This is a genomic window from Citrobacter sp. Marseille-Q5395 (assembly GCF_947057495.1).
Taxonomy (GTDB): Bacteria; Pseudomonadota; Gammaproteobacteria; order Enterobacterales; family Enterobacteriaceae; genus Citrobacter; species Citrobacter murliniae.
Map to the genome: position 1 here is coordinate 70,124 of NZ_CAMSEL010000017.1, position 21,463 is coordinate 91,586.

The window sequence follows — 21,463 nt, forward strand, 5'->3', positions numbered from 1 at the left end:
TTTTTCCATATAAAATGTCTGTAAATGCAACAAACTGTCGAGAGAAGCACCAATTGATACTCAATGAAGGAAATGGGGTTTGACAAAAGATTTTTCGCCGCTAAGATAAGCCTCCACAACGATTCCTCTGTAGTTCAGTCGGTAGAACGGCGGACTGTTAATCCGTATGTCACTGGTTCGAGTCCAGTCAGAGGAGCCATATTTAAGAAGCCTGCTTAGGAAACTAAGCAGGCTTTTTGTTTTTTTAGCGTTTACATTTCTCTGCCTGGGTAAGCGTTAACGTCAGCTTTAGTCCCCCGTATTTTGGCTATGAGTGCAAAATCCACCCGATGAGCAGGTGGAATTTTTGCCAGTATGAAATATTGTTTCAGTACTATGTCTGAGCAATAGCAACGGGAAATGGTTATAAGAGCAGCATAAGGAAAACTTTTTGCTTAAAAAATCGAGGGTTAAAGTTGAAAGAGCGTGAGTAACTCACTCATACTCTATACTCGCAGAGTAGCTCGGCGTAGCATGGCACAACGAAGGGCTCTTAATGAAAAAGGAAAACGTCGTGGCAGAAGAAACTATATTCAGCAAAATTATTCGTCGTGAAATCCCCTCAGATATCGTGTACCAGGACGAACTGGTCACAGCGTTTCGCGATATTGCACCTCAGGCGCCTACGCATATCCTGATTATTCCAAATGTCCTGATCCCAACCGTTAATGATGTTACGGCTGAACATGAGCAGGCGTTGGGGAGAATGATCACGGTCGCGGCGAAGATCGCTGAGCAGGAAGGCATTGCCGAAGATGGATATCGTTTGATCATGAATACCAACCGCCACGGGGGTCAGGAGGTGTATCACATTCATATGCATCTACTGGGTGGGCGTACTCTTGGTCCAATGCTTGCGCATAAAGGTCTTTAATAATGACCAGAGGATGCTTAGTGCTGTCACTGGGGGTGCTGTTACTGGCAGGCTGTCGTTCACATCCTGAAATTCCGGTGAGTGATGAACAGTCGCTGGTGATGGAATCAACGATACTGGCTGCAGGTATAACAGCAGAACAGCCTGCGTTAACCACGTCTGATATTCAGCCCTCTGCATCCTCACGACTCTATAACGAAAGACAAGAACCCGTTACCGTTCATTATCGGTTTTACTGGTATGACGCCAGAGGGCTGGAGATGCACCCTCTGGAAGCGCCACGCAGCGTCACTATCCCGGCACGTTCGTCGGTGACTCTGTACGGCAGCGCCAATTTTCTGGGGGCGCACAAGGTTAGACTTTATCTTTATTTGTAAGGGGTGAATCTTGATGATCAAAATGAATCGCTACGCATTGATTGCCGCGCTGGCGATATTTCTCTCTGGTTGTGTGGCGCAACGAGAGCCAGCGCCGGTAGATGAAGTCAAACCGGTGCCGGAGCAGCCCGAGCAACCGCAACAGCCGGTACCGGTTGTCCCAACGGTGCCAACCATACCGCAGCAGCCTGGTCCGATTGAACATGAGGATCAAACGGCGCAGCCGACGCCCCGGGAACGTCATTATGACTGGAATGGCGCAATGCAACCGATGGTGGCGAAAATGCTGCAGGCTGATGGCGTCAAAGCTGGAGGTGTCTTGCTGGTCGACAGCGTGAATAATCGCACCAATGGTTCTCTCAACTCTGGTGACGCAACCGAAACATTGCGTAATGCGCTGGCGAATAACGGCAAATTTACCCTGGTCTCGGCACAACAATTGTCGCTGGCGAAGCAACAATTAGGTTTATCACCACACGACAGCCTGGGTACGCGCAGTAAAGCCATTGGTATTGCCCGTAATGTAGGAGCGCAGTATGTGCTGTATTCCAGCGCTTCCGGCAACGTCAATACGCCGGCACTGCAAATGCAATTAATGCTGGTACAAACTGGCGAGATAATCTGGTCAGGTAAAGGTGCTGTTCAGCAACAATAACAGACTGACGCGCGACGAGGTTTTGTCGCGCTATTTCCCGCAGTATCATCCCGTCGCGGGCAGCCAAAGCGGCTTGAGCGGCGGGAGCTGTATCATCGAAAATCATCCCCATCGTTTAGTGCTGCGCTGCCATCATGATCCTCACGCGCCCAAGTCCCATTTTTTACGGCACTATCATGCGCTGAAAAAACTGCCCGAAAGTCTTGCTCCCAAACCCTGTTTTTATACACAAGGGTGGATGGCAGTAGACTATTTTCACGGTAAGGTAGAATCCAGATTACCGGAAGCCGACGAACTTGCAGGCTTACTGTATCATCTTCACCAACAACCCCGTCTGGGCTGGCAAATCAGAGTGCTGCCATTACTTGAACAGTACTGGCAGTGTTGTGATCCGGCGCGCCGGACGCCTGGTTGGTTGCGCGTGCTAAAGCGGTTAAGAAAACAACGCGAACCTCGCCCGATACGTCTCGGGCCGTTACATATGGATGTCCACGGCGACAACATAGTGCGCACAGCGTCGGGGCTGCGGTTGATTGACTGGGAATATGCCGGAGACGGTGATATTGCGCTGGAGCTGGCTGCGGTGTGGACCGTTGATGAATCTCAGCACCGGCAACTGGTGAACGCCTATGCTCAGCATGCGCACATTGATCCGGATGCCCTCTGGCGGCAGGTCAGACAGTGGCAACCCTGGGTGATGGTGCTGAAGGCGGGGTGGTTCGAGTATCGCTGGCAGCAAACCAGCGATCGACAATTTATCAGGCTGGCCGATGAAACCTGGCGGCAGCTAACAATGAAAGGATAAGGAGAGCAGTGTGGGTCCAGTAATGTTGGATGTCGAAGGGTATGAGCTGGACGCTGAAGAGCGTGAGATTCTGGCGCATCCGCTGGTGGGTGGGTTGATCCTCTTTACCCGAAATTACCACGACCCGGAACAGTTGCGTGAACTTGTTCGCCAAATCCGTGAGGCATCACGTAATCATCTGGTGGTGGCAGTGGATCAGGAAGGGGGGCGTGTACAGCGTTTTCGTGAAGGGTTTACCCGCCTGCCGGCGGCACAATCTTTTGCTGCACTGCACGGACTGGAAGAGGGAGGCAAGCTGGCTCAGGATGCCGGATGGCTCATGGCCAGCGAAATGATTGCGATGGACATCGACATCAGCTTTGCCCCCGTCCTGGATGTGGGCCATATTAGCGCGGCGATTGGCGAGCGTTCTTACCATGCCGATCCAATAAAGGCGCTGGCAATGGCAACCCGCTTTATTGATGGCATGCATGCCGCGGGCATGAAAACCACCGGTAAACATTTCCCCGGGCATGGGGCGGTGACGGCGGATTCGCACAAAGAGACACCAACCGATCCGCGACCGGAAGCGGAAATTCGCGCCAAAGACATGTCGGTGTTTAAGACGTTAATTACGGAAAATAAACTTGATGCCATTATGCCGGCACACGTGATCTATAGTGAAGTCGATCCGCGTCCGGCGAGTGGTTCCCCCCACTGGTTAAAAACGGTGCTGCGTCAGGAGCTTGGTTTTGATGGGGTGATCTTCTCCGACGATCTGTCGATGGAAGGCGCAGCTATCATGGGGAGCTACGCAGAGCGTGGGCAGGCATCGCTTGATGCAGGTTGCGATATGATCCTGGTCTGCAATAATCGTAAGGGAGCGGTCAGTGTGTTAGATAATCTGTCGCCGATCAATGCGGAACGTGTTACACGTTTGTATCATAAAGGTTCATTTTCGCGTCAGGAACTGATGGATTCGGCACGCTGGAAAACGATTAGCGCCCAGCTCAACCAGCTTCATGAGCGCTGGCAGGAAGAAAAAGCAGGTCATTAACGCACGTTTGGTGAGGATGCGATGATTATCTATTTACACGGTTTTGACTCTAACAGTCCGGGAAATCACGAGAAAGTGTTACAACTGCAGTTCATTGACCCGGATGTCAGACTGATCAGCTACAGTACACGGCATCCTAAGCATGATATGCAGCATCTGCTGAAAGAAGTGGACAAAATGTTGCAGCTTAATGTGGACGATCGCCCGTTGATTTGCGGCGTGGGGTTGGGTGGTTACTGGGCTGAACGAATTGGTTTTCTGTGTGATATTCGGCAGGTCGTGTTTAATCCCAACTTGTTTCCGTATGAGAATATGGAAGGGAAAATCGACAGGCCCGAAGAGTATGCGGACATCGCCACAAAATGCGTGACTAATTTCCGTGAAAAGAATCGCGATCGGTGCTTGGTTATCCTTTCACGCCATGACGAAGCACTGAACAGTCAACGTTCCTCTGAGGAGCTGCACCACTTCTATGAAATTGTATGGGATGAAGAACAAACCCATAAATTCAAAAATATCTCTCCTCATTTGCAGCGAATCAAAGCGTTCAAGACGTTAGGTTAGTCGCCGATTTACGTTGAACAAAGCCAGCCTTCGGGCTGGTTTTTTTGTTGTTAAAGCTAGGGTTGTCTATCTTTTCAGCATCAAAACTTGATACATATCAATTTTGGTATGACCAATGCACCGTTCGTGTTATTCTCAGTCTCGAAGAAGATTTTCATTATCGTAACTTGTTGTTAATTAAAGGCTATGTTAATAACTTTTAATTAACAATTGGTTAATAAATTTAAGGGGGTCACGTTGACTACACCATTAAAAAGAATCGTTATTGTCGGCGGTGGTGCTGGCGGACTGGAAATGGCGACGCAACTGGGAAAAAAACTGGGGCGTAAGAAAAAGGCAAAAATCACGCTGGTAGACAGAAACCACAGCCATTTGTGGAAACCCTTACTACACGAAGTGGCGACGGGATCCCTGGATGAAGGCGTTGATGCGCTGAGCTATCTGGCACATGCGCGTAACCACGGCTTCCAGTTTCAGCTTGGCTCGGTTGTAGATATCGATCGTGAAGCGAAGACCATCACTATTGCTGAGCTGCGCGATGAGAAGGGTGATCTACTGGTTCCTGAGCGTAAAGTGCCTTACGACACGTTGGTGATGGCGCTCGGCAGTACGTCCAACGATTTCAACACGCCGGGTGTCAAAGATAATTGCATCTTCCTCGATAACCCGCATCAGGCGCGTCGTTTCCACCAGGAAATGTTGAATCTGTTCCTGAAATACTCTGCGAATCTGGGCGCGAATGGCAAAGTGAATATCGCCATTGTGGGCGGTGGTGCAACAGGTGTAGAACTCTCCGCCGAGTTGCACAATGCGGTAAAACAACTGCATAGCTATGGGTACAAGGGACTGACTAACGAAGCGCTGAATGTGACTCTGGTGGAGGCCGGTGAAAGAATTCTGCCAGCATTGCCGCCGCGGATTTCTAGTGCTGCGCATAATGAACTGACCAAGCTGGGCGTGCGTGTATTGACCCAGACGATGGTGACCAGCGCTGATGAGGGCGGGTTACATACTAAAGATGGCGAGTACATTGAAGCCGATCTGATGGTGTGGGCGGCAGGTATCAAAGCACCAGACTTTATGAAAGACATTGGTGGTCTGGAAACTAACCGCATCAACCAACTGGTGGTGGAGCCTACTCTGCAAACCACACGCGATCCGGATGTTTATGCTATTGGTGACTGTGCTTCCTGCGCACGCCCGGAAGGTGGCTTTGTTCCACCGCGCGCTCAGGCTGCTCATCAGATGGCTTCCTGCGCGATGAACAATATTCTGGCGCAGATGAATGGCAAGCCGCTGAAAGCGTATCAATATAAAGACCACGGCTCTCTGGTTTCCCTCTCCAACTTCTCTACCGTGGGTAGCCTGATGGGGAACCTGACGCGCGGTTCGATGATGGTGGAAGGGCGTATTGCGCGCTTTGTGTATATCTCACTGTACCGTATGCACCAGATTGCGTTGCATGGTTACTTCAAAACCGGTCTGATGATGCTGGTTGGCAGTATTAACCGTGTGATTCGTCCGCGCCTGAAACTGCATTAAAATATCAAATAACCGGGCCACATAGTGGCCCGGTAGACGTTTTTCAGCTCCTGCCCTCCTACTATATTGCAACTTGGCCTTCCTTGAGATCCAATAGTGAACCTGACCGATGAGCCGCGCGAGTCGATGAGTCTCTCCACTGAAGTGCTAAGTATGCAGTTTGTATTCTGGCAGATACCGATCACCGGGTTAACCAATGTACCAACCGGAATGGTAGTGGCTGCAGGTTTTTATTCGAACAGCATTATATGACATCCTGTTCTGCGTGATTCAGAACCGTCTGAATCACGCTGCTTTCGCGCTTACCCTCGCTATTTTCATCCCCATTCTGATTGGCATTCCTTACATCCTGTTGCAAAGTTGTTGTTAATAGCAAAAAAGGAGGATGTCCCGTGAATAAATCAATGTTGGCGGGTATAGGGATTGGCGTGGCGGCTGCGCTGGGCGTGGCGGCGGTAGCCAGTCTGAACGTTTTTGAACGTGGCCCACAATATGCACACGTCGTCTCTGCGACGCCGATAAAAGAAACGGTAAAAACGCCGCGTCAGGAGTGCCGTAACGTTACCGTTACCCATCGTAAACCTGTGCAGGATGAGAATCGTATTGCCGGTTCGGTACTGGGCGCTGTTGCGGGTGGTGTTATCGGTCATCAGTTTGGTGGTGGACGAGGTAAAGACATTGCGACCGTCGCTGGTGCTTTAGGTGGCGGTTATGCTGGTAACCAGATCCAGGGTTCAATGCAGGAAAACGATACATACACCACCACACAGCAACGTTGTAAAACGGTGTATGACAAGTCGGAAAAAATGCTTGGTTACGACGTAACGTACAAAATTGGCGATCAGCAGGGCAAAATCCGGATGGATAAAGATCCTGGTTCGCAAATTCCACTGGATAACAATGGCCAGTTGGTTCTGAATAACAAAGCGTAAAAAAGCTTTACTCTGCACATCAATTAGCCCCCCAATCGCTCAGGCTGGGGGGCTTTTTTTATCAGAAGGTTAAGGCATAGTTCAGACCAAAGGTGCGACCGCGGCCTTTGTATTCATAGAGTGAAGGGCTACCGTAGGTTGGGCTGTAAAGTAACGGTGCACGTTGTCCCCAAAGTGTGGTGTATTCTTCATTCAGCAGGTTTTCAACGCTGAAGGTCAGTTTACCCAGCGGGAGCTGATAGCTGCCTATGAAATCCATGGTGTTATACCCGTCCAGCTTGTTGCCGCTGGCGTCGCTCAGGTCAAATGTCTGCTGACTCTGTATACGTAACGACCACGGTTCAGGCGCCCAGCCGACCCAGGCGGTTGCTTTTGATGGCGAGGCCAGTGTGACGTCCCACTTCTGCCATTTGCCGTTCTGTTTGACTTCCGATTTGATGATATTGAAGTTACTTCCCAGGCTCCAGTCAGTGTCAGCAATGAAATAATCCACGGCACCTTCGAGGCCATATATCCGGCGATCATCTGGTTGCACGTTAATGGTCATATCGCTGCGGTTAATGACAATCGACTTATCCGAGGTAGAGTAGTAGGCCGCCAGTTGAGTGCGCAGGCTATCACCGGTGTAGCGCCAACCCAGTTCGAAAGAGTTTACCTTTATGCCTTCCAGCCGAGAATCTGCCACATTGACACTACGCTGGAGTTGATAATGGTCACCGACAAGTGAGTAAGTACCGTTCCCGTAGTATTTTCCCGGATCGGGAAGCTCCACACCCTGAGAGAAATTAAACCACGTCTGCTGACGGTCAGTCAGATGTGCAAGAATGCCCGCATTAAACAGGAAATTATCGTAATCAGTTTTCCCGCCAGGAATCACATCTGCAGAGCGTGCCAGTCCATTAGCAATCCCTTGTTGCTGCGCATAGCCGACAAAATCATCAACCCGGTTTTCGGTCCATTGATAGCGAACGCCGGCACTTAACGTGAAGATGTCGTTTATGTCATAGCTGTTTTGCAGGAAAGGCGCGAAGTTGGTAATGCTGTAACCAGGATAACGCCCGGTGGTATAGGCGGTGCGGTTATCCATGCCGCCAGAGGGCAGGGACCAGGCAAGATCAAAGAATTTCTGGTTGGAGTCGAAGGTTTCATGGTCCGCATCGATACCCCATGTCAGCTCCCAGTTCTCCATCAGTTGGCTATTAAGGGTAATTTTTGCGCCAAATTGATCGGTATCCTGCTGTGATGCGGAGAAACTGGTGACTTTGCCTTTGCTCAGTGTAGGGAAGGGGTAGAATGTCAGAGATTCATCACGGTAGTAAACCTGACTGACCAAATTCTGGCCGAAGAAGTCAGCATCGGAATATTGCAGGCTGATAAGATGACGCTCCGTGCCGGGAATACGGTCGGAACTCAGACCGCTGCTGGTGTAGGCTTTCCCCGTTCCCGTTCCCGTCACCGCCGACATATTCTCGCCCAGATATAATCCGTAATCATCATCCCCCTGGCTTTTATAGTACTGGGTAACCAGTTGTAGTTGACGGTTGTCATCAATCTCTATTGTGCCGGTGCCCATGATGTCTAGACGATCGGAATGCTGAAGGCCGGTTTGAGTGTTATCCAGCATTAAGGCATCGTTGTTGCCGTCATACCAGCCGCCAAATCGTTGATAAGCGACGGACATGCGTCCGGAAGCGTGATCGGTTCCTCCGCTGACAGCTGCGGCGACACGTTCGTCATGATCGTTACTGTTGTTGAAGCCGCTTTTGCTTCCCAGTTCGAGTTCAACTTCGCGTTCTGGCTGGCCTTTTTTGGTGACAATATTGATCAATCCACCGGTACTTCCACCGCCATACAACGATGTTGCACCAGAGATAACCTCGATATGCGCAATATTAAAGGGGTCAATGGAATCCAGTTGGCGGCTGTCGGTACGGGAGGAGTTCAGGCGAACACCGTCAATCAACACAACGATGGCGCGTCCACGCATGTTCATCCCGTAGTTCGTCCGTCCCTGACTGCTGACGTCAATTCCAGGGATTAACTGAGCCAGCACATCTTTGAACTCTTTACCACCCTGAACCTGCTGTTCAATCTCGCTGCCTTCAATGACCCAGGTGGTTTGCGCCATTTCAGCCACAGTTCGCTGGCTACGGTTGGCGCTGACGATGAGATTTTCTTCTTCATTCTGTGCCGCCAGTACCGGCAGGGTTAAAGATAATAAGATTGGATTGAGCACCCAAAGACGCTTATTCATTCGCATTCCTTTTAAAAAAGAGTCGGTCTGTTTTTTTTATTGCGGCGTAGAAACCGATAGTTACATTGGGAAATAGATGTTAAAACAAATGCGAATATTGCTGATATTGATTGTGATTATCAATTGTTTTTACAAAAATGTAGCATTAATGTTATGAAAACAATGATAAAAGTAGGGTGATTCAGAGGGGATCGGGAGCGAGATAAACTCCCGATAATCTTAGAAATGAAAAGTTGTCACGGTAAAGCATTACTCTTTGAGTAATTCAGGCCACAGCCGCAAGGTTGTATGGGTTATCTGCATCAGTTTTTCGAACGTTGCGCCTTCACGGGCACTGATCGACATTCCTTGTAAAATACAGTTCAGAAATTCGGCCATTTTCTGCGGATCGCAGTGGGCAGGAATTTCACCATGTTCCTGGCGTTGGCAAAGAAACCGGGCAAGCGTCTGTTCCTGCATAGCGTGGCGGGTTTTAACCGTGTGTGCAATGTCACGGGAGGAGGCAGCAAGCGTTGCGGAGGTATTAATCATAAAACATCCCGCAGGTGTGTCCTTGCTGGTGAAACAGGTGGCTATGGCTGTGAAATAGTCTTCCAGTGCAGACTCAAGACTTTTTTCTTCGCAAAAAAGCTGAGCTTCATGTTTTGCCGCAAAACGGCTGATGTAGCGGTCCAGCACGGCGCGAAATAATCCTTCTTTATTGGTAAATTCCGCATACAGCGTGGGCGCTTTAGCACCGGTTGCTTCCACGAGATCGGAGAGCGATGTCGCTTCATACCCGTGCTGCCAGAAGAGTGTCATGGCCTTATCAAGCGCGGCTTCCCTGTCGAACACTTTTGGTCGGCCACGGCTTTTCTTTGTACAACTCGTTGTTTCAGTTGTCATGGTGCCGTCGTACCTGATTGGGTTTGTTGAATAACCATTATAAAAATATTCGACCACACTCTCCAGCAGATTCACGATAAAAATAATTCATGGCTATTAGCATGAAAGATAAGGCCTTTATGATTTGTATAACGATCATTATAAAAAATTGTTGACGTGTGACCTGGATCACATCTATGATTTACCTATCGATCGTTAAGTTAATCTTTGCGGCGCACATTCATCTGCTAAAGGTCACAATTATGAAAAACGTACAAACACTCCTTCTTGCTACCGTTCTGAGCTCACTTTCATTCGCCAGCTTTGCTGCTGTTGAGGTTCAGGCAACGCCTGCAGACCAACAGAAAGTTGGGACTATTTCTGCTAATGCAGGTACCAACTTAGGTTCTCTGGAAGATCAACTGGCACAGAAAGCGGATGAAATGGGCGCGAAGTCGTTCCGCATTACTTCCGTTACCGGTCCTAACACCCTCCACGGGACTGCGGTTATTTATAAATAAGTTTTAACCCATCGTAATGCCACTGCGATTTAAATAAAAAACCCCGCTGAACAACGTCCAGCGGGGTTTTTTCATGGGTTGTGTTTTACAGTGTCTGCTGAGTAACGTCGTGATGGCGTGTCACGTCGACCGGCATCCCTGAGCGTAGCTCCATCGCATGCTCCATGGCGGTCTGGTCCGTTTGCACTGCATTTTTAAAGTTCTGCATTGACGTATTCAGTACGATCGGCAGTACCTGCGGGTCGTCATCTATATTTTTCGACAGCGGTTGGTGCACTTCAACCAGACGCATACCGTTTGGTTCAACAGACGCTTTAATTGGCGTGTTAATGATATTGACCTTTGTTCCAGGAGTTACCTGGCGGAATAAGGTCTCAATATCGCCATCGCGCAGGCGAATACAACCAGAGCTGACGCGCATACCGATACCAAAATCAGCGTTTGTGCCATGCAGCAGATAAACACCACCGTATGCCGCTAAGCGAATGGCATGGTGGCCCATGGGGTTGTCCGGGCCAGCAGGTACCACAGCCGGTAGGTCGATCCCCTGCGCTTTATAACGTGCGCGAATATTAGTGGTTGGCGTCCAGGTTGGGTTGGCTCGTTTATCTGAAATGGTGGTAACCATTGTTGGTGTCAGTGTGTCTCCGCCCAACTGACCGATGCCAATGGGATACACGGTCACCGAATTTTTACCCGGATGATAGTAATAAAGACGCAGCTCAGCGAGGTTAATCACAATGCCTTCGCGCGGTGCATCCGGCAGCAAGGTCTGCAACGGAATAGTCAGCACACTGCCCGCCCGAGGTACGAAAGGATCAACGCCAGGATTCGCCTGTAGCAGAGCTAAAAAACCAACGTTGTATTTTTTCGCAATAGCTTCCAGTGAACCGCCATTATTTTCGACAACGTGAACGGCGTTTTTACCAACCACCTTGCTTCCGGGAGGAGGTAGCGGCCAGGTATTTGCCTGAGCCGGAAGGGCCAAAACCATGGTTGCGGCGAGCGTAACAAATGTGAACCAGCGAGAGATAGATATATTGTTTAACATCACCATAAATCCATTGTTTTTACGTGGTTATTGTTATGTAAAAGTAAACAGGAATTATGGCGGTTTGCTCTGTCGGGAAGTGCAGGGAAGTGCAAAGAGTTTGTAAATACCGGGTCGGGTGAGCGTTGTACTCACCCGACCCGCCGTTTACGCTACCGCGTTCTCTTCAAGCTGGCGCATAAACTGACGCACCCATTCGATGCGTTTTTTTCGCTCGCTCAGTTCCTGCATGAATTTCAGACGGGTAGGGCCATCCAGACGGAAATGTTGCGGCTGTTTTTGCAATAGTCCAATCAACCAGACCGGGTTGACGTGGTTTTTCTCTGCAAACTCAATCGTGCCACCTTTTTCATTTCCCTCGAGCTTTCTGATGCCCAGTTTCTGTGCCTGCTGGCGTAAACGGGCGACATCCAGCAACGTCCTGGCCGGATCGGGCAGCAGACCGAAACGGTCGATCAGCTCGACCTTGATCTCTTCCAGCTCATTTTCGTTCTTCGCACTGGCGATGCGTTTATAGAACGACAGTCGTGTATTAACATCGGGAATGTAGTCATCCGGTAGCAGCGACGGTACCCGTAATTCCACTTCAGTTTGCTGACTGGTGAGATCTTCCAGCGACGGTTCCCGGCCTTCTTTCAGAGCATCGACAGCGTTTTCCAGTAGTTCCATGTACAGCGAGAAGCCGATGGTTTCCATTGAGCCACTCTGGTCTTCACCCAGCAGTTCACCCGCACCGCGAATTTCGAGGTCGTGAGTTGCCAGCGCAAATCCGGCACCCAGATCTTCCAGCGAGGCGATAGCTTCAAGGCGTTTTTGGGCATCAGTCGTCATTGCTTTCGGATGCGGTGTCAACAGCCAGGCGTAAGCCTGGTGGTGCGAACGCCCGACGCGACCGCGTAACTGGTGTAACTGTGCCAGCCCAAAATGGTCTGCGCGCTCGATAATAATGGTGTTGGCGGTTGGGATGTCGATTCCGGTTTCAATAATGGTGGTGCACACCAGCACGTTAAAGCGCTGGTGATGGAAATCGTTCATCACGCGTTCCAGTTCCCGTTCGCGCATTTGTCCGTGTCCAATGGCAATGCGCGCTTCAGGCACCAGCTCCGCCAGCCGATCGGCAGTTTTCTGGATATTCTCGACATCGTTGAACAAATAATAGACCTGACCACCGCGCAGAACCTCACGCAGGATTGCTTCACGCACCACCAGATTGTCGTACTCACGAACAAAGGTTTTAACCGCCAGGCGACGGGCAGGAGGTGTAGCGATAATCGACAGATCGCGCATGCCGCTCATTGCCATATTGAGGGTTCGCGGGATGGGTGTTGCCGTCAGCGTCAGAATATCTACGTCAGCGCGCATCGCTTTAATGCGCTCTTTATGTCGTACGCCGAACCGGTGCTCTTCATCGACGATAAGCAGGCCCAAATCTTTTAGCTTCACATCACTTTGCAGCAGTTTGTGAGTACCAATCAGGATATCGATTTTCCCCTCAGCGACCTGTTCGAGAATTTGCGCCTGCTCTTTGGCACTGCGGAAACGGGATAGCATCTCAATGCGTACTGGCCAGTTGGCAAAGCGGTCGCGGAAGTTGTCAAAGTGCTGCTGGGCGAGCAGGGTGGTCGGTACCAGCACGGCGACCTGTTTGTGGTTCTCTACGGCAAGGAATGCAGCACGCATCGCCACTTCGGTTTTACCAAAGCCCACATCGCCACAGACCAGTCTGTCCATTGCCAGTGGCTGACACATGTCGCTGAGTACAGCGTTAATGGCCTGGGCCTGATCCGGTGTGGTCTCAAACGGGAAGCTGTCACAGAACAACTGATACTGTTCACGATCATGCTTAAAGGCAAAACCTTCTTTTGCGGCGCGTTGGGCGTAGATATCCAGCAGTTCTGCTGCAACATCGCGAACTTTCTCGGCGGCTTTCTGACGGGCACGCGACCAGGCATCGCCGCCAAGTTTATGCAGTGGCGCATTCTCTTCCGCACCACCGGCGTAGCGGCTAATAAGATGTAACGACGACACCGGCACATACAGTTTAGCGTCATTGGCGTAGGTGAGCATCAGATACTCACCAGTGATACCGCCGGCTTCCAGGGTGGTCATACCGGCATAGCGTCCCACGCCGTGTTCAAGATGCACCACCGGCTGACCTGGGTGCAGTTCAGCGAGGTTACGGATTAATGTGTCCGGGTTGATGGTGCGGCGCGAGTCCTGACGGCGACGCGCCACTCGCTCACCGAGAAGATCGCTTTCGCAGATCAGCGCCAGATTCCGGTTGCTGTCGATGAACCCGTGTTCCGCTGAGCCAATCATCAGATAGCGACCGGCATCGACCGCTTCATCGAGGCGTAAAATACGTTTCGGAGCAATCTTGATGCGGGCGAGAAGGTCGCCAAGCGCTTCACGGCGTCCTTCACTTTCAACCGAGAAAATCACCGGGCCATCAAATGATTCGAGAAATTTACGTAACGCATCCAGTGGTGCTTTTTGCTGCGCTTGTACCGCCAGGTCCGGGAGCTTCTTGAATCCCAGGTTGATATTTGCAGCTTTTTTCGGCAGGCTCTCAGTTTTGAGCTGAACGCGTGGCCAGCGTTTAAGCTCAGAGAACAGCTCATCCACGCGTAACCACAATGATTCCGGCGGTAGAAGAGGGCGCATCGGATCGACGCCCCGGTTTTCGAAGCGCGATAGCGTATCGACCTGAAAGCGTTCTGCGCTGGTCTCTAAATCGCCAGTATTCACCAGCAGCGTATTTGCGGGGAAGTAGCTGAAAAGCGGCGGCAGCGGTTCGCTGAAAAACAGCGGCTGCCAGTATTCGATCCCGGCAGGCAGCGTACCTTTACTGACCTGCTGGTAAATATGCTCCGCGTCGCGTTTAACTTCAAAAGTATCGCGCCACTGGCTACGGAACAGCTCGATGGCCGTTTTATCCGTAGGGAATTCGTGTGCGGGTAATAAGTTAATAGCGTCGACTTCTTCCAGTGTGCGTTGAGTATCTGTATCAAACAGACGCAAACTGTCAATTTCATCATCAAAGAAATCAAGGCGGTAAGGCAGTTCACTGCCCATCGGAAACAGGTCCAGTAACGCGCCGCGTGTGGCATATTCGCCGTGTTCCATGACCTGGTCAACGTGGCGATAACCGGCGCTGTCCAGTTGCTCACGCAGGGCATCGCGCGACAGGCGTTGGCCTTTTTTCATCACCAGTGCATGACCGTGCAGATAGCTGTGTGGGCACACGCGCTGCATCAGAGTGTTTACCGGCACAATCAGTACACCGCGCTGCATGGAAGGCAGTTGATACAATGTAGAGAGCCGTGAGGAGATGATTTCCTGATGAGGGGAAAAACTGTCGTATGGGAGTGTTTCCCAGTCTGCAAGGTTCATCACCATCTGGTCGGTGAACTGACGAATTTCATCATGCAGGCGCAGGGCATTTTGCATGTCCGGCGCGATGAGCACCACCGGACCAGCGTGGTGCTCGGCGATTTCTGCCACCAGCGTAGCGCAGGCGGCACCGGTAAGTTCACCTAACTGGCGCTGATCGCCAGCTTTCGCTGGGAGCGTATAACGATGTTGTTCAGGCATAACGGTTGTCAGGATCTCGTTTAGATATACGTCTGATAAGCAATGTTCTTTATTATCCGTGATCGTTTCTCATAAGCAAATTGAATCGCCCCCAAATGGGGGCAAAAAACGGTGAGGTTAGCGGGTGACGGTCGCCAAAGTCGGCGGGGAAAAAAGCAGATCGGCCACGGCTTTCTGCGAAAACTTTCGCACTATAAGTCCGGCGAGGGTGCACAATAACAAACTGGCAAACGGATAAATGAGTAACACAGCCAGTTCCACTTTTGCAGGCCATGCGGCGTGATTCAGTTTGGGGATTAGCGTTAAGCTGAATGCCTCGACCAGGATACGGTGCGTGGTGTAGATAGCGATGGTGTTCGCGCCAATCACACTTAATAGACTGTTGGCCCGCATGCCAAAGCGCTGCTCGAACTGATAAAACATTTTCATAATAAGCACAATGGAGAGTAGTGAAAGTAGCAGCGAAACATTTGCCAGCCAGGCCATGACGGACAGTAAGGCGGTAAATGTAAATATCAGAGCGTGGCGGCCCAGGGGAACTTCTTTAATCCACGCCATCAGCGTTGCGCCAGACCAGGCACCGAGGCCGTAATACGGCAGATTGCGTAATACGCTGTTCATTCCCCACCACGGCGTTGGGAAGAAGTTTATCGCTATACTGAGCAACATCAACAGCGGCAGCAGCGGAAATGCCCAGCGGTTGAAAGTTTTACACAGGATAAAGTAGACCACCAGTGCGTACAGATACCACAGGCTGGTGCTGGCAGTAAGCATGCCACGCGTAAAGTCACGCGCGGAATCGGCATAAGCGGCATTGGCTGCATGGGCCAGGTCGCGTTCCGGGGCCAGCCAGCCATTGAGCGTCGTTAATGCCAGCCATTGCACTATTCCCCACAGTACCAGTACCCAGACAATATTCCAGATCCGCTTATCCACACAGGTGGTCCAGGAGACGCTGTCGATATAACGACGAATGAGATAACCCGAAATAAAGAAAAATACTGGCATCCGAAACGGTGCCAGATACAGGTTGAGGTAAATCCAGCTTTTGGCCAGCATTTCTGCAAGAGGATGCTGAAAAGTGGTGAGATGAGGGTAAAAGGTAATAACTGAGTGGTAAATAACCACCAGACATATACATAACCCTTTGATTTGATTAATCCATAATTCTTTTTGATTCATTGCGACAGCGTATCCATATTGAGTGAGATAGTCTGTCATCCTGCGGATACCGGGGAACGCTGTAATGCGTAACCGTCTGCTTTTTATTTTTTTCAGATTAAGATCAGGGACAAAGAACGATGCGAGGAGAGATAACTATAGTGAATTGATTTGTTTATGCTTTTCAGATTAAAGCTGACGAACACTTACGGTTCAGTCATTTACCCATTCCGCTTTCGCTTATATACTCGTGGCTTTGCTACAGCAACCAGACGGATTTCATGTATCAACCTGTCGCTCTATTCATCGGCCTGCGTTATATGCGTGGGCGTGCAGCTGATCGCTTCGGTCGCTTCGTTTCCTGGCTCTCAACCATAGGCATTACTCTCGGGGTAATGGCACTGGTCACGGTATTGTCGGTAATGAACGGTTTCGAGCGCGAGCTGCAAAATAACATTCTTGGTCTGATGCCTCAGGCCATTCTCTCTTCTGAACAGGGCTCCGTTAACCCGCAACAACTGTCTGAAAAAGCCGTGGTATTGAATGGCGTCAATCGTGTTGCACCGCTGACGACGGGAGATGTCGTCCTGCAAAGTGCGCGCAGCGTTGCTGTTGGCGTTATGCTGGGCATCGACCCGGCGCAAAAAGATCCGCTGACGCCGTATCTGGTCAATGTGAAGCAAACAGATCTCGCACCGGGCAAGTATAATGTCATCCTCGGTGAACAGCTTGCCGGGCAGTTGGGCGTGAACCGGGGTGATCAAATCCGCGTTATGGTGCCGTCAGCCAGCCAGTTCACGCCAATGGGACGTCTGCCAAGTCAGCGTTTGTTCAATGTGATTGGCACTTTTGCCGCCAACAGCGAAGTCGATGGCTACCAGATGCTGACCAATATCCAGGACGCATCACGTCTGATGCGCTATCCAGCGGGCAATATCACAGGCTGGCGTCTGTGGCTGAACGAGCCATTGAAGGTCGATACACTGAGTCAGCAAACGCTGCCGCAGGGGACTAAGTGGCAGGACTGGCGTGAGCGCAAAGGCGAGCTGTTCCAGGCTGTGCGGATGGAAAAAAACATGATGGGACTGCTGTTGAGCCTGATCGTGGCTGTCGCGGCGTTCAATATTATTACTTCGCTGGGCCTGATGGTGATGGAGAAGCAAGGGGAAGTGGCAATTTTACAAACCCAGGGGCTAACGCCGCGACAAATAATGATGGTGTTTATGGTTCAGGGGGCCAGCGCAGGTATTATTGGCGCGCTGCTGGGCGCTGTGCTGGGAGCGTTGCTTGCCAGCCAGTTGAATAACCTGATGCCAATTATCGGGACGCTCCTGGATGGCGCAGCGTTGCCGGTCGCTATTGAACCACTACAGGTTATCGTCATTGCGCTGGTGGCAATGGCCATCGCGCTGCTGTCTACGCTTTATCCTTCCTGGCGCGCTGCCGCCACTCAACCCGCTGAGGCTTTACGTTATGAATAAGATCCTGTTGCAATGCGACAACCTGTGCAAACGCTATCAGGAAGGCTCCGTACAAACTGATGTGTTGCACGATGTCAGTTTTTGCGTCGGCGAGGGTGAAATGATGGCGATTGTCGGCAGCTCAGGCTCCGGCAAAAGTACCTTGCTGCATCTGCTGGGTGGCTTGGATACGCCGACGTCAGGCGATGTGATTTTTAGCGGCCAGCCAATGAGCAAACTTTCGTCTGCGGCAAAAGCGGAGTTACGTAATCAGAAGCTCGGTTTTATTTACCAGTTCCACCATCTGTTACCGGATTTTACCGCGCTGGAAAACGTGGCGATGCCTTTGTTAATCGGTAAGAAAAAACCGGCTGAAATTACCGAGCGTGCGCGCGATATGCTGAAAGCGGTTGGGCTGGATCACCGTGCCAGCCACCGTCCTTCTGAACTTTCGGGCGGCGAGCGCCAGCGTGTGGCTATTGCTCGCGCATTGGTGAATAACCCGCGTCTGGTCCTCGCGGATGAGCCGACGGGTAACCTTGATGCGCGCAACGCGGACAGTATTTTCGAGCTTCTGGGAGAACTGAATCGTTCTCAGGGCACGGCATTTCTGGTGGTGACGCACGATCTGCAACTGGCGAAGCGAATGAGTCGTCAGCTTGAAATGCGCGATGGTCGTCTGACGGCTGAACTGAGCCTGATGGGAGCAGAGTAATGGCTTCGCCTTTATCGTTATTGATTGGGCTGCGCTTTAGCCGTGGTCGGCGGCGCGGTGGCATGGTCTCGCTGATTTCCGTTATTTCTACCATTGGTATCGCATTAGGTGTAGCGGTATTGATCGTTGGTTTGAGCGCCATGAACGGCTTTGAGCGCGAGCTGAATAACCGCATTCTGGCGGTTGTTCCGCACGGTGAGATTGAAGCGGTTAATCAGCCCTGGAACAACTGGCAGGAAGCACTGGACAACGTGCAGAAAGTGCCGGGTATTGCGGCAGCAGCACCCTACATCAACTTTACCGGACTGGTGGAGAGTGGGGCGAATTTACGCGCCGTACAAGTGAAAGGTGTTGATCCCAAACAGGAACAGCGTCTGAGTGCGCTGCCTTCGTTTGTGCAAAACCACGCCTGGGACAATTTCAAAGCCGGTGAGCAACAGGTCATTATTGGCAAAGGTATTGCCGATGCGTTGAAGGTGAAACAGGGTGACTGGGTGTCGATTATGATCCCTAACGCCAGTGCCGATCACAAGTTACAGCAACCTAAGCGCGTGCGATTACATGTCACAGGCATTCTGCAACTGAGTGGTCAGCTCGATCACAGCTTCGCTATGATCCCAATGGAAGATGCGCAGCAGTATCTGGATATGGGATCCAGCGTTTCCGGGATCGCCCTCAAGGTTAACGATGTCTTTAATGCCAATAAACTGGTCAGAGATGCCGGTGAAGTAACCAATAACTATGTCTACATTAAGAGTTGGATTGGCACCTACGGCTATATGTATCGCGACATACAGATGATCCGCGCCATTATGTATCTGGCAATGGTTCTGGTGATAGGCGTCGCCTGTTTTAATATCGTTTCGACGTTAGTGATGGCGGTAAAAGACAAGAGTGGCGATATTGCGGTATTAAGAACGCTGGGCGCTAAAGATGGATTGATTCGCGCCATTTTTGTCTGGTATGGATTGCTGGCGGGTCTGTTTGGTAGCCTGACAGGCGTCGTTATCGGGGTTGTTGTCTCGCTGCAGCTGACGCCGATTATTAACGGGATTGAAGCAATTATCGGTCATCAGTTCCTCTCTGGTGATATCTATTTTATTGACTTCCTGCCATCCGAATTACACTGGCTGGATGTTATTTACGTGCTGGTTACAGCATTATTGCTGAGTCTTTTAGCGAGTTGGTATCCGGCGCGGCGCGCCAGTAATATTGATCCTGCGAGAGTACTTAGCGGCCAGTAAAAATAATAAGGAGCGGTGATGTATTACGGATTTGACATCGGCGGGACTAAAATTGCGCTAGGCGTGTTTGATAACCAACGTCGTTTGCAGTGGGAAATTCGTGTCCCTACGCCACGCGACAGCTATGAGGCTTTCCTGGATGCAGTTTGTAATCTGGTGACGGAAGCCGATCAGCGATTTGGTGTCAAAGGTTCGGTGGGTATTGGTATCCCCGGTATGCCGGAAACTGAAGACGGTACGCTGTACGCGGCTAACGTTCCTGCCGCCAGCGGCAAACCACTCCGCGCCGACCTCAGTGCTCGGCTGGATCGTGATGTTCGCCTGGATAATGATGCCAACTGTTTTGCACTCTCCGAAGCCTGGGACGATGAGTTCACCCAGTATCCCTTAGTGATGGGATTAATCCTCGGCACGGGCGTTGGTGGAGGCCTGATCCTTAATGGGAAATCCATCACCGGACGCAGTTATATCACCGGTGAGTTCGGTCATATCCGTTTACCAGTAGATGCGCTGACGCTGATGGGGTTTGACTTCCCGTTGCGTCGCTGTGGTTGTGGTCAACTGGGATGTATCGAGAGCTATCTATCCGGTGGCGGATTTGCGTGGCTGTATCAGCATTACTACCATCAATCGCTGGATGCCCGCGAAATTATCTCGCTCTGGGAGCAGGGTGATGAGCATGCGCGCGCGCACGTCGAACGCTATCTGGATTTGCTGGCGGTTTGCCTGGGGAATATCCTGACTATCGTCGATCCTGATTTAGTGGTGATTGGTGGTGGTTTGTCGAATTTTACCGCGATAACAACGCAACTGGCAGACCGACTGCCACGCCATCTGCTGCCGGTTGCCCGTGTGCCACGTATTGAACGGGCACGACACGGTGATGCGGGTGGGATGCGCGGGGCCGCTTTCCTACATCTTACCGATTAATACAAAGAGGTTGTTATGCTGTCGCGTCGGGGTCATCGGTTAAGCCGTTTTCGTAAAAATAAACGCCATATGCGCGATCGCCTGCGTCAACGGATCTTTTTCAGAGACGGAGTGGTGCCTGAATTGATGGAAAAACCAAGAGTATTAGTCCTGACGGGAGCGGGGATTTCTGCCGAGTCAGGTATTCGTACCTTCCGCGCTGCGGATGGCCTTTGGGAAGAACATCGGGTTGAGGATGTTGCGACCCCGGAAGGATTTAGTCGTAATCCAGGGCTTGTTCAGTCGTTTTATAACGCTCGCCGCCAACAACTTCAGCAGCCCGAGATCCAACCAAATGCTGCGCATATCGCGCTGGCGAAACTCGAAGAAGAGCTTGGCGACCGTTTTTTGCTGGTGACGCAGAACATCGATAATCTGCATGAACGTGCGGGTAGCCGGAATGTTATCCATATGCATGGCGAGCTGCTCAAGGTACGCTGTTCGCAAAGCGGGCAGATTTTAGACTGGACGGAGGATGTCACTCCGGAAGATAAATGTCATTGCTGCCAGTTTCCGGCACAGCTTCGCCCACATGTCGTGTGGTTTGGTGAAATGCCTCTGGGTATGGATGAAATCTATATGGCGCTGGCAATGGCGGATGTTTTCATTGCCATTGGCACATCGGGCCATGTCTATCCGGCTGCGGGTTTTGTGCACGAAGCCCGACTGCATGGGGCTCATACGGTGGAGTTAAATCTTGAACCGAGCCAGGTGGGAAGCGAGTTTGAAGAGAAGTATTACGGTCCGGCAAGTCAGGTAGTACCTGAGTTTGTTGAGAAGTTACTGAAAGGACTGTAAGCGTCTTT

20 protein-coding genes and 1 tRNA gene are annotated in these 21,463 nt (G+C 51.0%); 16 read left to right on the top strand and 5 right to left on the bottom strand.

Annotated features, from left to right (window positions below; all coding sequences use genetic code 11):
- Window positions 1–123 precede the first annotated feature (123 nt).
- The 10 genes from OH663_RS18540 (at window position 124) to OH663_RS18585 (ending at window position 6,824) form a co-directional block, all read left to right on the top strand.
- Window positions 124–199, top strand: a tRNA-Asn gene (locus OH663_RS18540).
- Between the two features lie 354 nt (window positions 200–553).
- Window positions 554–913 (top strand): purine nucleoside phosphoramidase, encoded by a 360-nt coding sequence (hinT, locus tag OH663_RS18545; RefSeq protein ID WP_045449566.1) that lies wholly within the window; start codon window positions 554–556, stop codon window positions 911–913.
- Between the two features lie 2 nt (window positions 914–915).
- Window positions 916–1,290, top strand: coding sequence for a YcfL family putative periplasmic lipoprotein (locus OH663_RS18550; protein WP_045441772.1), 375 nt, complete (start codon window positions 916–918; stop codon window positions 1,288–1,290).
- Window positions 1,291–1,303: 13 nt separating this feature from the next.
- Window positions 1,304–1,945, top strand: a complete 642-nt coding sequence (gene lpoB, locus OH663_RS18555) for a penicillin-binding protein activator LpoB (protein ID WP_045441778.1) — start codon at window positions 1,304–1,306, stop codon at window positions 1,943–1,945.
- The gene (gene thiK, locus OH663_RS18560; RefSeq protein ID WP_200011871.1) at window positions 1,926–2,750 is read left to right on the top strand and encodes a thiamine kinase; all 825 of its coding nucleotides are present in this window, start codon (window positions 1,926–1,928) and stop codon (window positions 2,748–2,750) included. The genes lpoB and thiK overlap by 20 nt, the downstream gene beginning before the upstream one ends.
- A gap of 10 nt (window positions 2,751–2,760) precedes the next feature.
- The gene (gene nagZ / locus OH663_RS18565) at window positions 2,761–3,786 is read left to right on the top strand and encodes a beta-N-acetylhexosaminidase (RefSeq protein ID WP_045441780.1); all 1,026 of its coding nucleotides are present in this window, start codon (window positions 2,761–2,763) and stop codon (window positions 3,784–3,786) included.
- Window positions 3,787–3,807: 21 nt separating this feature from the next.
- Entirely contained in the window at window positions 3,808–4,350 is a 543-nt protein-coding gene (ycfP, locus tag OH663_RS18570) for an alpha/beta hydrolase YcfP (protein ID WP_003030817.1), read from the top strand.
- Between the two features lie 237 nt (window positions 4,351–4,587).
- Window positions 4,588–5,892, top strand: a complete 1,305-nt coding sequence (gene ndh / locus OH663_RS18575) for an NADH-quinone dehydrogenase (protein WP_045441784.1) — start codon at window positions 4,588–4,590, stop codon at window positions 5,890–5,892.
- A gap of 96 nt (window positions 5,893–5,988) precedes the next feature.
- Window positions 5,989–6,144, top strand: a complete 156-nt coding sequence (locus tag OH663_RS18580) for a hypothetical protein (protein WP_190284556.1) — start codon at window positions 5,989–5,991, stop codon at window positions 6,142–6,144.
- A 140-nt stretch (window positions 6,145–6,284) separates the two neighbouring features.
- Entirely contained in the window at window positions 6,285–6,824 is a 540-nt protein-coding gene (locus tag OH663_RS18585; RefSeq protein ID WP_045441787.1) for a glycine zipper 2TM domain-containing protein, read from the top strand.
- A gap of 61 nt (window positions 6,825–6,885) precedes the next feature.
- Here OH663_RS18585 and OH663_RS18590 read toward each other — a convergent pair whose 3' ends face one another.
- Window positions 6,886–9,078 carry a TonB-dependent siderophore receptor gene (locus OH663_RS18590; RefSeq protein ID WP_200011867.1) on the bottom strand — a complete coding sequence of 731 codons (2,193 nt, stop codon included), beginning with the start codon at window positions 9,076–9,078 and terminating at the stop codon, window positions 6,886–6,888.
- A 249-nt stretch (window positions 9,079–9,327) separates the two neighbouring features.
- Window positions 9,328–9,963, bottom strand: a complete 636-nt coding sequence (comR, locus tag OH663_RS18595) for a TetR family copper-responsive transcriptional repressor ComR (RefSeq protein ID WP_200012086.1) — start codon at window positions 9,961–9,963, stop codon at window positions 9,328–9,330.
- Between the two features lie 242 nt (window positions 9,964–10,205).
- Here comR and bhsA point away from each other — a divergent pair, with 242 nt between their 5' ends.
- On the top strand, window positions 10,206–10,463 hold the full coding sequence (gene bhsA, locus OH663_RS18600; RefSeq protein ID WP_045449568.1) for a multiple stress resistance protein BhsA: 258 nt from the start codon (window positions 10,206–10,208) through the stop codon (window positions 10,461–10,463).
- A gap of 85 nt (window positions 10,464–10,548) precedes the next feature.
- Here the strand turns inward: bhsA and ldtC are convergent, their stop codons facing one another.
- The 3 genes from ldtC to OH663_RS18615 all read right to left on the bottom strand — a co-directional run bounded on the left by ldtC (window position 10,549) and on the right by OH663_RS18615 (window position 16,290).
- Window positions 10,549–11,514 (bottom strand): L,D-transpeptidase LdtC, encoded by a 966-nt coding sequence (gene ldtC / locus OH663_RS18605; protein ID WP_200011863.1) that lies wholly within the window; start codon window positions 11,512–11,514, stop codon window positions 10,549–10,551.
- Between the two features lie 147 nt (window positions 11,515–11,661).
- The gene (gene mfd / locus OH663_RS18610) at window positions 11,662–15,108 is read right to left on the bottom strand and encodes a transcription-repair coupling factor (protein WP_200011842.1); all 3,447 of its coding nucleotides are present in this window, start codon (window positions 15,106–15,108) and stop codon (window positions 11,662–11,664) included.
- Between the two features lie 117 nt (window positions 15,109–15,225).
- Window positions 15,226–16,290, bottom strand: coding sequence for an acyltransferase family protein (locus tag OH663_RS18615; protein WP_200011840.1), 1,065 nt, complete (start codon window positions 16,288–16,290; stop codon window positions 15,226–15,228).
- Window positions 16,291–16,550: 260 nt separating this feature from the next.
- On the opposite strand from OH663_RS18615, the gene lolC reads away from it, so the two are divergent.
- The 5 genes from lolC to cobB are packed head-to-tail and all read left to right on the top strand — an operon-like array spanning window position 16,551 to window position 21,455.
- Window positions 16,551–17,750, top strand: coding sequence for a lipoprotein-releasing ABC transporter permease subunit LolC (gene lolC, locus OH663_RS18620; RefSeq protein WP_200011838.1), 1,200 nt, complete (start codon window positions 16,551–16,553; stop codon window positions 17,748–17,750).
- A complete protein-coding gene (lolD, locus tag OH663_RS18625) occupies window positions 17,743–18,444 on the top strand; it encodes a lipoprotein-releasing ABC transporter ATP-binding protein LolD (RefSeq protein ID WP_045441805.1) in 702 nt (233 codons plus the stop codon). The genes lolC and lolD overlap by 8 nt, the downstream gene beginning before the upstream one ends.
- Window positions 18,444–19,688 (top strand): lipoprotein-releasing ABC transporter permease subunit LolE, encoded by a 1,245-nt coding sequence (gene lolE, locus OH663_RS18630; RefSeq protein WP_045441808.1) that lies wholly within the window; start codon window positions 18,444–18,446, stop codon window positions 19,686–19,688. Before lolD ends, lolE begins: the two co-directional genes overlap by 1 nt.
- Before the next feature lie 18 nt (window positions 19,689–19,706).
- Window positions 19,707–20,618 carry an N-acetylglucosamine kinase gene (nagK, locus tag OH663_RS18635; protein ID WP_045441811.1) on the top strand — a complete coding sequence of 304 codons (912 nt, stop codon included), beginning with the start codon at window positions 19,707–19,709 and terminating at the stop codon, window positions 20,616–20,618.
- A 15-nt stretch (window positions 20,619–20,633) separates the two neighbouring features.
- Window positions 20,634–21,455, top strand: a complete 822-nt coding sequence (cobB, locus tag OH663_RS18640; protein WP_045441822.1) for a Sir2 family NAD+-dependent deacetylase — start codon at window positions 20,634–20,636, stop codon at window positions 21,453–21,455.
- Window positions 21,456–21,463: the final 8 nt, after the last annotated feature.